This is a genomic window from Micromonospora sp. ABR4_055 (assembly GCF_056160425.1).
Window position 1 is genome coordinate 1 of record NZ_JBSWXD010000185.1, and the last position, 11,823, is coordinate 11,823.

General features: G+C 70.2%; 12 protein-coding genes and 1 pseudogene. 11 read left to right on the plus strand and 2 right to left on the minus strand.

The window, feature by feature from the left end:
* The 3 genes and pseudogenes from ACXAHD_RS28450 to ACXAHD_RS28460 form a co-directional block, all read left to right on the plus strand.
* Positions 1–180: pseudogene (locus tag ACXAHD_RS28450) on the plus strand (hypothetical protein); the annotation flags it as partial.
* Between the two features lie 111 nt (positions 181–291).
* A complete protein-coding gene (locus tag ACXAHD_RS28455; RefSeq protein WP_281550400.1) occupies positions 292–1,272 on the plus strand; it encodes a heme o synthase in 981 nt (326 codons plus the stop codon).
* 194 nt (positions 1,273–1,466) lie between these two features.
* The gene (locus ACXAHD_RS28460) at positions 1,467–1,799 is read left to right on the plus strand and encodes a hypothetical protein (protein WP_123602407.1); all 333 of its coding nucleotides are present in this window, start codon (positions 1,467–1,469) and stop codon (positions 1,797–1,799) included.
* Between the two features lie 163 nt (positions 1,800–1,962).
* Here the strand turns inward: ACXAHD_RS28460 and ACXAHD_RS28465 are convergent, their stop codons facing one another.
* Together ACXAHD_RS28465 and ACXAHD_RS28470 are read right to left on the minus strand one after the other, a co-directional pair.
* The gene (locus tag ACXAHD_RS28465) at positions 1,963–3,462 is read right to left on the minus strand and encodes an APC family permease (RefSeq protein WP_281550399.1); all 1,500 of its coding nucleotides are present in this window, start codon (positions 3,460–3,462) and stop codon (positions 1,963–1,965) included.
* A 262-nt stretch (positions 3,463–3,724) separates the two neighbouring features.
* Positions 3,725–4,699, minus strand: a complete 975-nt coding sequence (locus tag ACXAHD_RS28470; RefSeq protein ID WP_281550398.1) for a COX15/CtaA family protein — start codon at positions 4,697–4,699, stop codon at positions 3,725–3,727.
* Positions 4,700–4,887: 188 nt separating this feature from the next.
* Here ACXAHD_RS28470 and ACXAHD_RS28475 point away from each other — a divergent pair, with 188 nt between their 5' ends.
* The 8 genes from ACXAHD_RS28475 to ACXAHD_RS28510 are packed head-to-tail and all read left to right on the plus strand — an operon-like array spanning position 4,888 to position 11,687.
* Positions 4,888–5,661 carry a helix-turn-helix transcriptional regulator gene (locus ACXAHD_RS28475; RefSeq protein ID WP_475054467.1) on the plus strand — a complete coding sequence of 258 codons (774 nt, stop codon included), beginning with the start codon at positions 4,888–4,890 and terminating at the stop codon, positions 5,659–5,661.
* Entirely contained in the window at positions 5,658–7,088 is a 1,431-nt protein-coding gene (gene sufB, locus ACXAHD_RS28480) for a Fe-S cluster assembly protein SufB (protein ID WP_281550397.1), read from the plus strand. Before ACXAHD_RS28475 ends, sufB begins: the two co-directional genes overlap by 4 nt.
* A 46-nt stretch (positions 7,089–7,134) precedes the next feature.
* Positions 7,135–8,361: a Fe-S cluster assembly protein SufD gene (gene sufD / locus ACXAHD_RS28485; RefSeq protein WP_281550396.1), complete on the plus strand. Its 1,227-nt coding sequence runs from the start codon at positions 7,135–7,137 to the stop codon at positions 8,359–8,361.
* An 11-nt stretch (positions 8,362–8,372) separates the two neighbouring features.
* The gene (locus ACXAHD_RS28490) at positions 8,373–8,702 is read left to right on the plus strand and encodes a non-heme iron oxygenase ferredoxin subunit (RefSeq protein WP_289213594.1); all 330 of its coding nucleotides are present in this window, start codon (positions 8,373–8,375) and stop codon (positions 8,700–8,702) included.
* On the plus strand, positions 8,699–9,472 hold the full coding sequence (sufC, locus tag ACXAHD_RS28495) for a Fe-S cluster assembly ATPase SufC (RefSeq protein ID WP_281550395.1): 774 nt from the start codon (positions 8,699–8,701) through the stop codon (positions 9,470–9,472). Before ACXAHD_RS28490 ends, sufC begins: the two co-directional genes overlap by 4 nt.
* A 42-nt stretch (positions 9,473–9,514) precedes the next feature.
* Positions 9,515–10,825: a cysteine desulfurase gene (locus ACXAHD_RS28500; protein WP_289213087.1), complete on the plus strand. Its 1,311-nt coding sequence runs from the start codon at positions 9,515–9,517 to the stop codon at positions 10,823–10,825.
* Entirely contained in the window at positions 10,825–11,283 is a 459-nt protein-coding gene (sufU, locus tag ACXAHD_RS28505; protein ID WP_281550393.1) for a Fe-S cluster assembly sulfur transfer protein SufU, read from the plus strand. The genes ACXAHD_RS28500 and sufU overlap by 1 nt, the downstream gene beginning before the upstream one ends.
* Before the next feature lie 14 nt (positions 11,284–11,297).
* A complete protein-coding gene (locus ACXAHD_RS28510) occupies positions 11,298–11,687 on the plus strand; it encodes a metal-sulfur cluster assembly factor (protein ID WP_281555613.1) in 390 nt (129 codons plus the stop codon).
* Positions 11,688–11,823 lie beyond the last annotated feature (136 nt).

Consider the following 11,823-nt stretch of genomic DNA (forward strand, 5'->3'; position numbering starts at 1 on the left):
CGGTGGTCTGACCTCCTTTCCCCCCCCCTCTGGCTGGGTTTCCCCGCTCCCCCCCCCCCCCTCACCACCCGTGTTTCCTCCCTTTTCTCTCCCCCCCCCCCCCCCCCCCCTCCCTCCCACCGGGGGATACGCATCGTGGCCGGTGAAAAGCCTGCCGAGTGTGACGACGAGCACCGGTGACGGGTCGGCCGGGCAGGCAAAATACCTGCGCGTACGCTGTCGGAGGCGCGTCGGCCCGCAGGTCGCCGCCAGTTGAAGGTCACCCGCCGCCGACGCCGGAAGGTGCAGCCCGTGAGCATGGTCACCGAGCGCCCCGCCCATGACCGGGCGCGGGTCAGGTCCGTCGCCGAAGCGGACCAGGTGCCCGGCACAGCGGCGGACCCAGGGCCGGTGGCCGTGCCCGACCTGCTGGCTGTGGTCCGGGCATACGTGTCGCTCACCAAGCCGCGGATCATCGAGCTGCTGCTGGTCACGACCGTACCGACGATGATGGTCGCGGCCGGTGGCCTGCCGTCGCTCGGGCTGGTGGCGGTGGTGCTGGTCGGCGGCACCCTGGCCGCCGGTGCGGCGAACGCGTTGAACTGCTTCATCGACCGGGACATCGACCAGCTGATGCGCCGGACGAAGCGTCGGCCGCTGCCGAACCACGTGGTCAGCCCCAGGCACGCGCTGATCTTCGGGTTGGTGCTCGCGGTGAGCTCGGTGGCGCTGATGGCGGTCTTCACCAACTGGCTCGCCACCGGGCTGACCCTGGCGGCGATCGCCTACTACGACCTCGTCTACACGCTGTGGTTGAAGCGTACGACGCCACAGAACACGTTCTGGGGTGGTGTCTGCGGCGCCGCTCCGGTGCTGATCGGCTGGGCGGCGGTGACCGGCGGCCTGGCCCCGGTGGCCTGGGCACTGTTCGCCGTGGTGTTCTTCTGGCAGCTGCCGCACTTCTACGCGTTGGCGATCAAGTACAAGGTGGACTACGCGCGGGCCGGGATCCCGATGCTGCCGGTGGTGGCCTCCGAACGTCGGGTCGGCGTGGAGATCGTACTGTTCAGTTGGTTGACGGTCGGGTCGTCGGTGCTGGTCTGGCCGTTGGGCATGTCATTGATCTACGCGGTCCCGGCGGTGGTGGTCGGGGTCGTCTTCCTGTTGGAGGCTCACCGGCTGCAGCGCCGGTCCGGGCGTGGTCTGCCGGTCCAGCCGATGCGGCTGTTCCACTGGTCGACGACCTACCTCACGGTGCTCTTCGTTGCTGTGGCGTTGGACGCGCTGGTCTGACGCCGGGGTCCCGTCCCGTCCAGGTCTCGAAACTTCTGTCGCGTTTGCCGCTTTTCGTGCTGGAATTTGTCCCTTTTTGGACACTGAAATCACCATCAATCATCTGTGGGACTTCTTAAACCCACGGATGATTGGAGTCACAAAAAGCCGACATCTGATCGGCGAAAGGTCGTCGCTCTGCTTACGCTTCGCGTATGGCAGATGGTTCCGATACGACGCTGGCGACCGAATCCGTCCCGGGGGACGCCCCCTCTGGTCTGGTCGCCGGCATCCGGTCCTTCGCCGCTGGCCACGGCGGCGCGAAGGCGGTCATCGAGTATGTCGGCAAGCGTGGCGCACGGATCGTCCTGGTGGGGGAGGACGGCGCCTGGGGCGACCAGTTCGCTGACGGCACCGACGTGGCCCGCGCCGCCTGCCTCAAGGCGGGGGTCGAGATCGAGAACGAGTGGGAGCGGGAGCTGATGGATCAGATGCGGCCCAGCAACGACCTGTGGCGGTCGATGTCGCGTCGCAGTCTGGCGCGCTGACCAGCCCTTTCCCGTCCTGCACAACGAACGACGACCAGTTGCGTGACTGGACGAGCGGTCTGTCAGCTGGAGGAACAGAGCCGAGCGAGACCCGGGCGTACCGCCCGGGTCTCGCTCGTTGTCCGCCGCCGTAACCGCGGCTGGACATCCAGCTGGACAGCGGTTAGACGCGGGCCGACGGCCGGACGGGTGCCGGCGGCACCGGTTGGGCGGTGCCGCTGTCGGCGCCCCAGCCGATCGTCCGGTACGTCTGCGGACGCCTGGTACGCAGCCAGAGCGCCCAACCGACGCCGGCCAGCGCGGCCAGGGCGTACCCGGCCGGGAACCACCAGCGCAGCGGGGACGCGCCGATGCCGAGCAGGTCACCGAAGCTGGTGACGGTGCCGACGAGGATCAGCCCGAGCGCGCCGGTGGCCGCGCCCGGCGCGACCAGTCGTCGCCAGGCCGACTCGCCACGCGGGTCGCGGCGGAAGTAGCCGATCACCGCGAGTGAGGTCACGGTCATCAGGATCAGCACGCCGAGCCCACCGGTGACGGTCACCCAGAAGAACAGGTGGGTGATGGGATCCAGCCCGGTCGCCGCGTACCCCACGATCACCGCGACGGCGAGCCCGCTCTGCACCAGCGAGCCGAGCTTCGGCGCGCCGGTCCGCCGGTTCGTCCGGCCGAGCGCCGCCGGCAGCACCCGTTCCCGCCCGAGGGCGAACAGGTACCGGGCAACGGTGTTGTGGAACGCGAGCAGCGCGGCGAACAGGCTGGTCAGGAACAACAACCGGCCGGCGTCCACGAGCGTCGTGCCGATGTGCGGGTCGACCAGCACGAACATCAGTTCGGTGCCGTACTCGCGGGCTTGGGCGACGACGTCGTTCGGGCCGGCCGCCACCGCCATCGCCCAGGCGGAACCCGCGTAGCACACTCCGGCGATCGTCACCGCGAAGTAGGTGGCCCGGGCGACCGTACGACGCGGATCACGGGTCTCCTCGGCGAACACCGTGCCGGCCTCGACACCGACGAAACCGGCTATGCCGCCGACCAGCATCGCCGCCACCCCTGGGGTGAGCAGCTGGCGGGGGTCGAGACCCGCCACGGCGGCACCGTCGGCGGGGTGGCCGACCATGACGATGCTGTAGCCGATGATGACCGCGAGCTCGGCCAGCAGCAGGCCAGCCAGGATCCGGCCGTTGAGGTCGACGCGGGCCAGGCCGAGTACGGTCACCAGGGCCCAGCCGGCCAGCGCGCAGAGCCACCACGGCACGGTGGCACCGGCGACGGCGAGTACCTCGGCGGCAACCACGCCGAAAGCGCCGTACAGCCCGATCTGCATCGCGTTGTACGCGACGACGGCGACGAACGCCGCCGCGATGCCGGGGATCCGGCCGAGACCGTGCGCGACGTAGCTGTACATCGCGCCGGCGTTGACGACGTGCCGGCTCATCGCCACGTAGCCGACGGCGAAGACCGCCATCACCACCGCGATGAGCAGGTAGGCGACCGGCACCGCGGTGGTGCCGGTGACGGCATAGCCGGTGCTGGCGCCGCCGGCCACCACGGTCAGCGGCGCGGCGGCGGCGAGAACGAAGAACAACACCTGGGGTACGCCCAGGCGGGACCGGGCCAACGTCGCGGCGACGGTGCCGGACCGGCTCGTACGGAAGGTAGACACGCGGGAGCTCCGAAAGTGGTCAGTCAGGAAAACGCGGGAGTGCGCGTGCGGTGACGGAGGATCGTCCGGGGTGCCGCTACGCGGGTCTGGTCCAGGCAGGGAACCGACCAGGGGCGCGGCAGCCACGGCACGGGGGGACCGTCACTGCCGCGCCCGGTTCGTCGTGCCGGTGGTTGTGCCCCGGCACAGGCGTAGCCTCACCGGTACTCTCCGCTATGGGGATAGGTCTGCCGTTTTCAACCGTCTTCAACGGTTGGTGACCTTACGGTTGCGCTCCGACCAGGGGGCGTTCGTTGCCGTCGTCGGAAACCACCCTGGTAGCAGCTGATTGCGGCCCGGTCGGCTCCCGGGTCCGGGTCGACCAGAGCGCGCCGAGGGTGGCCAGCCACACCAGACACGCGCCGAGCATGTGCGCGCTGACCAGCGCGACCGGCAGGTCGGTGAGGTACTGGACCACGCCGATCAGTCCCTGGGCGAGCTCCACGACGACGAGCACGGCCGCCGCGCGTACCGCCGGTCGGGGTGCGCCGACCGCGCGCAACGCGAACCACCAGGCGACCGACAACCCGATCAGCAGGGCGACCGAGTCAGCGTGCAGCTGGGACATGGCCTGCGGGTCCAGCCCGGTGCGCCCGGCGTCCGGGTCGCCGGCGTGCGGGCCGCTGCCGGTCACCACGGTGCCGAGTACCAGCACCCCGAAGCTCACGGCGGTGATCACGAAGGCCAACTGGCGCAGCGGCCGGGCCACCACGTCTCGGTTGGTGCGGCCGCCGACGCGTACCCGTTGCCACAACCCGTACGCCACCGCGATGGTGACCATCGACAGCATGAAGTGCAGCGCCACCACCCAGGGGTTGAGCTGCACCCGGACGCTGACCCCGCCGATCAGGCCCTGCAGGATCACCAGTCCCAGTACGCCGAGGGCCGGTCCGCGCAGGTCCAACCGGCGTGGCCGGGACCGCAGCACCGCCAGCAGGGTGGCGAGCGCGATCATGCCGACCAGGATGCCGAGGACCCGGTTGCCGAACTCGATGATGCCGAGCACGCCCATCTCCGGCGTGGTGACGTAGGAGTCGTCGGTGCAGCGCGGCCAGGTCGGGCAGCCGAGCCCGGACCCGGTGAGCCGCACGCCGCCCCCGGTCAGCACGATCGCGACGTTGGCCACCAAGGAGGCGAGCGCGAGCCGCCGGAGCAGGGCGGGGCCGGCGGTCAGCCGACCGGACGGGGAGACGGGCACGGCGGCAATCGTACCGATATGGCGGATACCACAGCCGTGCGGTGCCGCCGGTACCGCAGCCCTGCGGTGCCGCCAGCCGACTGCGGCAAGGCCTCGCCGTGCTGGTCCCGGTGGCGGTCACGCTCGGTGCGGTGGATCACCCGGAGGCGCGTTTGCGGCCGACCGCTGAAATACGTAACGTTGGCGTAGTGAAAAACAGGGTGGGCCTCCCGGAGGGCGGGTCGGCGACCGGTGCGGTCGCCGCCGGCCCGGACGGGCGTACCCGGGACCGCCTGGTCGGGCTGCTGCTGGAGCGGGGGGCGGCGACCGCCGCTCAGCTCGGTGATGAGCTCGGGCTGAGCCCGGCGGCGATCCGCCGCCACCTGGACGCGATGCTCGCCGACGGCGACGTGGTGACCCGGGACGCGGTCACCCGGGCCCGCCGGCGACGCGGTCGGCCGGCCAAGGTCTTCCGGCTCAGCGACGACGCCCGGTCCCGGCACGGGCGCTACCGCTACGACAGCATGGCCGCCGCCGCGCTGCGCTGGATCGCCGGTCACGGCGGCGAGGCGGAGCTGGAGGCGTTCGCGGCGGCTCAGGTCGCCGGGCTGGAGGCGCGGTGCCGGGCGGCGATCGACGATGCCGGTGCGGACCCGATCGCCCGCGCGGAGGCCCTCGCCGCCGCACTCAGCGCCGAGGGCTACGCTGCCAACGCGTCCACCATCGCCTCCGGGGGGCAGTTGTGCCAGCATCACTGTCCCGTGGCCCATGTGGCTGCCGAGTTTCCACAGCTGTGCGAGGCTGAGACCGCGGTGATCTCCCGCCTGATCGGCACCCATGTGCAGCGGCTGGCCACCATCGCTCACGGCGACGGGGTGTGCACCACGCACATTCCGGACCCGAGACGGGCCGGCGGCGCCCCGACCGTTGCCATCGATGTTTCCACCGACCACGTCACCAGCACTGTGAGGACAGATAGATGACCGAGCAGACCGTCGCGCCCATCTCCCAGGAGGAGCACCTCGCGGCCCTCGGCCGGTACGAGTACGGCTGGGCCGACCGCGACGTGGCCGGCGCTGCCGCCCAGCGCGGGCTCAACGAGGCGGTGGTGCGTGACATCTCCGCCAAGAAGAACGAGCCGCAGTGGATGCTCGACCTGCGACTCAAAGGGCTGCGGCTGTTCGGCCGCAAGCCCATGCCGGCCTGGGGCGCCGACCTCACCGGGATCGACTTCGACAACATCAAGTACTTCGTCCGCTCCACCGAGAAGCAGGCCGCCAGCTGGGAGGACCTGCCCGAGGAGATCAAGAACACCTACGACAAGCTGGGCATCCCGGAGGCGGAGAAGCAGCGGCTGATCGCCGGCGTCGCGGCCCAGTACGAGTCCGAGGTGGTCTACCACAAGATCCGTGAGGACCTGGAGGAGCAGGGTGTGGTGTTCCTCGACACCGACACCGCGCTGCGCGAGCACGAGGACATCTTCAAGGAGTACTTCGGCACCGTGATCCCGGTCGGCGACAACAAGTTCGCCGCGCTGAACACTTCGGTCTGGTCCGGTGGATCGTTCATCTACGTGCCGAAGGGTGTGCACGTGGAGATCCCGCTGCAGGCCTACTTCCGGATCAACACGGAGAACATGGGCCAGTTCGAGCGGACCCTGATCATCGTCGACGAGGGTGCCTACGTGCACTACGTCGAGGGCTGCACCGCGCCGATCTACTCCTCCGACTCGCTGCACAGCGCGGTGGTCGAGATCGTGGTGAAGAAGAACGCCCGGTGCCGCTACACGACCATCCAGAACTGGTCGAACAACGTCTACAACCTGGTCACCAAGCGGGCCGTCTGCCACGCCGGCGCCACCATGGAGTGGATCGACGGCAACATCGGTTCCAAGGTCACCATGAAGTACCCGGCCGTGTTCATGACCGGTGAGCACGCCAAGGGCGAGGTGCTCTCGGTGGCGATGGCCGGCGAGGGGCAGCACCAGGACGCCGGCGCGAAGATGGTGCACGCGGCACCGCACACCTCCTCCACGATCGTCTCCAAGTCCATCGCCCGCGGCGGCGGCCGGACCTCCTACCGTGGGCTGGTCCAGGTGCTGGAGGGCTCGCAGCACAGCCGGTCGACGGTGAAGTGCGACGCGCTGCTGGTCGACGCGATCTCCCGGTCGGACACCTACCCCTACGTCGACATCCGCGAGGACGACGTCGCGATGGGGCACGAGGCGACCGTCTCCAAGGTCAGCGACGACCAACTGTTCTACCTGATGAGCCGGGGTCTGAGCGAGGACGAGGCGATGGCCATGATCGTCCGGGGCTTCATCGAGCCGATCGCCAAGGAACTCCCGATGGAGTACGCCCTCGAGCTGAACCGGCTGATCGAGCTGCAGATGGAGGGCGCGGTCGGCTGACCCGCCCGAGACACCGCCCCACCGACACCGCCGAGAACAGGAAGAGATGACTATTCAGGCCTCCGCGCCGCCGAAGACCAAGTCGCAGGCGTTGCGCTCCTACGATGTCGCCGACTTCCCGGCCCTGACCGGCCTGGAGGAGGAGTGGCGCTTCACCCCGCTCAAGCGAATGCGGGGGCTGGCCACCGGCACTCCGGCCGCCAGCGGCTCGGTCCGGTACGAGTACGCCGACCTGCCCGCCGGGGTGACTGCGGGCCAGGTCGACCGCACCGACCGACGGGTCGGCGGCGTGCTGACCCCGTTCGACCGGATCAGCGCCCTGGCCTACACCGGCTGCGCCGAGGTCCTGCTGGTGGAGGTGGCACCGGAAGCCACCCCGGCCGAGCCGGCGGTGGTCCGGGTGCTCGGCACCGGGGCGGACCAGATCGCGTACGGGCACACCCTGGTCGACGTCGGACGGTTCGCCGAGGCGACCCTGGTGTTCGACCAGGTCGGCTCGACCACTCTGGCCGACAACGTCGAGGTGATCGTCGGCGACGGCGCGACGCTGACCCTGGTCACCGTCGCCGACTGGGCACCCGACGCGGTGCAGGCGCAGCATCTGAAGTTCCGGCTCGGCCGCGACGCCCGGGTCACGCACATCCAGGTCACCCTCGGCGGCGACCTGGTACGCCAGTTCACCAGCGTCGAGTACACCGGCCGGGGCGGCGACGCCGAGCTGTTCGGGCTCTACTTCGCCGACGCCGGCCAGCACCTGGAGCACCGGCAGATGGTGGACCACACCGTGCCGGACTGCCGCAGCAACGTCGGCTACCGGGGGGCGCTGCAGGGCGACAGCGCGCACACCGTCTGGGTCGGCGACGTACTGATCCGCGCCGAGGCCACCGGCACCGACACGTACGAGATCAACCGGAACCTGGTGCTGACCGACGGCGCCCGGGCCGACTCGGTGCCCAACCTGGAGATCGAGACCGGAGAGGTGGCCGGGGCCGGGCACGCCAGCGCCACCGGCCGGTTCGACGACGAGCAGCTGTTCTACCTGATGGCCCGGGGCATTCCAGAGGCCGAGGCGCGCAAGCTGGTGGTCCGCGGGTTCTTCGCCGAGCTGGTCGACAAGATCCCGGTGGCCGAGCTGCGCGACCGGCTCGGCGACGCGATCGAGCAGCGGCTGCGCCGCGTCGAGGCCGGCGCGGCCGCGCCGCGCACCGCCGACGTGGCGGCACCACCGACCGTGCCCGGCCAGCCCGGTGCGGTCACCGAGAGGACCCGCTGAGCATGTCCGACCTGATCCGGGTCTGCGCCACCACCGAGATCCCGAAGGGTACGGCGGTCAGCGCCGACATCGACGGTACGCAGATCGCCCTGGTGCACACCGACGAGGACTCCTTCCACGCGGTGTACGACGAGTGCTCGCACGCCGCGGTCGCCCTCTCCGAAGGCGAGGTGGACGGCTGCACGTTGGAGTGCTGGCTGCACGGTTCGCGTTTCGATCTGCGCACCGGCGAGCCGACCGGGCTGCCCGCCACCGAACCCGTACCCGTCTTCCCCGTCGAGATCCGCGACGGCGACATCTACGTCAGTCTGACGCCGAGCAATGGAGTGACCGCACCATGAGCGTTCTGGATATCCGCGACCTGCAGGTTTCGGTCAAGCTGCCGGAAGGCGAGCTCAAGCCGATCCTGGCCGGGGTGACGCTGACCATCCGGTCGGGGGAGACACACGCCATCATGGGCCCGAACGGCTCCGGCAAGTCGACCCTGGCGTACTCGATCGCCGGGCACCCCAAGTACGAGATCACCGGCGGGGAGGTGCTGCTCGACGGTGCGGACGTACTGGCCATGTCGGTCGACGAGCGGGCCCGTGCCGGACTGTTCCTCGCCATGCAGTACCCGGTGGAGGTGCCCGGCGTCTCGGTGGCGAACTTCCTGCGTACCGCCAAGACCGCCGTCGACGGTGCCGCGCCGAAGCTGCGTACCTGGGCCGGCGAGCTGCGTGGGGCCATGGAGCGGCTGCAGATGGACCCGGCGTTCGCGCAGCGCAACGTCAACGAGGGCTTCTCCGGTGGCGAGAAAAAGCGGCACGAGATTGTGCAGCTGGAGCTGCTCAAGCCGAAGATGGCCATCCTCGACGAGACCGACTCCGGGCTCGACATCGACGCCCTGCGGGTGGTCAGCGAAGGGGTGAACCGGGTTCGCTCCACCGGGGAGACCGGCCTGCTGCTGATCACCCACTACACCCGGATCCTGCGCTACATCAAGCCGGACTTCGTGCATGTCTTCGTCGGCGGACGCATCGTCGAGGAGGGCGGCCCGGAGCTGGCGGAGAAGCTGGAAGCCGAAGGTTACGAGCGGTACGTCGCGGGTGCCGGCGCGGCGTCGGCCTGAGATCCACTACCACCCTGTGTGCAGAAGGGCGGCGTCGAGCCGATGAGCACCATAGCCATCCCCCGGGACACACCGGCGCCGGGCGGTCCGTCCGCTCTGGACGTCGCGGCCGTCCGGGCCGACTTTCCGATCCTCGGTCGGGAAGTCAACGGGCATCCGCTGGTCTATCTGGACAGCGCCAACACCTCGCACAAGCCGCGCCAGGTGCTCGACGCGCTGACCGACTTCTACCAGTCGCACAACGCCAACGTCGCCCGCTCGGTGCACACCCTCGGCACCGAGTCCACCGAGGCGTACGAGGGCGCCCGGGCCAAGCTGGCCGCGTTCGTCAACGCGGGCAGCCCGGACGAGGTGGTCTTCACCAAGAACTCCACCGAAGCGATCAACCTGGTCGCGTACGCGTTCTCCAACGCCTCGACGGGCGCCGCGATCGGGGCCGACCCCCGGTTCCGGCTCGGCCCAGGTGACGAGGTGGTGATCTCCGAGATGGAGCACCACTCGAACATCGTGCCGTGGCAGCTGCTCTGCGAACGCACCGGTGCCACACTGCGCTGGTTCGGGCTGACCGAGGACGGTCGGCTGGACGAGTCGCAGCTGGACGAGTTGGTCACCGAGCGGACCAAACTGGTCTCCCTGGTGCACATGTCGAACATCCTCGGCACGGTCAACGACCTCACCGCGATCACCCGGCGGGTCCGCGAGGTCGGTGCGCTGCTGCTGCTGGACTGCTCGCAGTCGGTGCCGCACCGTCCGGTCGACGTCGTCGCGCTGGATGCCGACTTCATCGTCTTCACCGGGCACAAGATGTGCGGACCGACCGGGATCGGGGTGCTGTGGGGCCGCGCCGCGCTGCTCGCCGCGATGCCGCCGGTGCTCGGCGGCGGCTCGATGATCGAGACGGTGGCGATGAGCGGGTCCACGTTTGCCGCCCCGCCGGCCCGGTTCGAGGCCGGCACCCCGCCGATCGCCCAGGCGGTCGGCCTCGGTGCCGCCGTCGACTACCTCGCCGGGCTGGGCATGCCGGCGGTCGCCGCGCACGAGCAGCGGATCACCGGGTACGCCCTGGAGGCGCTGGCCACCGTGCCGGGGCTGCGGATCGTCGGCCCGCCCGGACCAGACGGGCGGGGTGGCACGGTCTCGTTCGCGGTGGACGGGATCCACCCGCACGACGTGGGTCAGATCCTGGACGCCCAGGGGGTGCAGGTACGGGTCGGCCACCACTGCGCCCGGCCGGTCTGCGTGCGCTACGGCGTCCCGGCGACCACCCGGGCCTCGTTCTACCTCTACACCACGACCGGCGAGGTCGACGCGCTGGTGCATGGTCTGGAGAAGGCGCGGAAGGTCTTCGGCTGATGGAGCTCGACCAGCTGTACCAGGAGATCATCCTGGACCACTACAAGCGTCCGCAGGGGCGTGGTCTACGCGAGCCGTACGCGGCGGAGGCGCATCACGTCAACCCGACCTGCGGCGACGAGATCACCGTACGGGTGAGTCTGGGTGCGGACACCCGGCTCGGGGTGTCGCACGACGGTCAGGGTTGTTCGATCAGCCAGGCGTCGGCGAGCGTGCTGTACGAGTTGGTCGACGGTCGGCCGGTGGACGAGGCGTTCGCGGTGCACGGTGCCTTCGTCGCGCTGGTGTCCGGCCGCGGCGAGGTCGAGCCGGACGAGGATGTGCTGGGTGACGGGGTGGCGTTCGCCGGTGTGGCGCGCTATCCGGCCCGGGTGAAGTGTGCGTTGCTGCCGTGGATGGCCTTCAAGGACGCCGCGGCACGCGCCGGTGTGGGCGCGAGCCCGGAGGTGAAGCAGTGAGTGCCGAAGAGACCATGACCGGGGCGACACAGGCGACGGAGCCCACCGACGGCGGTACGGCCGCCGCAGCGACCGTCGGCCAGCCGGCGATCGCCGACATCGAGGAGGCGATGAAGGACGTCGTCGACCCAGAGCTGGGCATCAATGTGGTCGATCTCGGCCTGGTGTACGGCGTACACGTCGACGATGACAACGTGGCCACCCTGGACATGACGTTGACCAGCGCGGCCTGCCCGCTGACCGACGTGATCGAGGAGCAGGCCCGTACCGCGTTGACCACTGGACCCGGTGGCGGACTGGTGTCCGACATCCGGATCAACTGGGTGTGGATGCCGCCGTGGGGGCCCGACAAGATCACTGACGAGGGCCGGGACCAGTTGCGGGCGCTCGGCTTCAACGTCTGACGGCACCCGCGCCGGGGGGGGGGGGGGGGGGGGGGGAGGGGGGGGGGGGGGGGGGGGGGGGGGGGGGGTGGGCGCAGTTCTGCTCCCCCCACAAAACAGACGGCGTGGCGGTGGTATGGGTGTTGGTGGGTCGGGG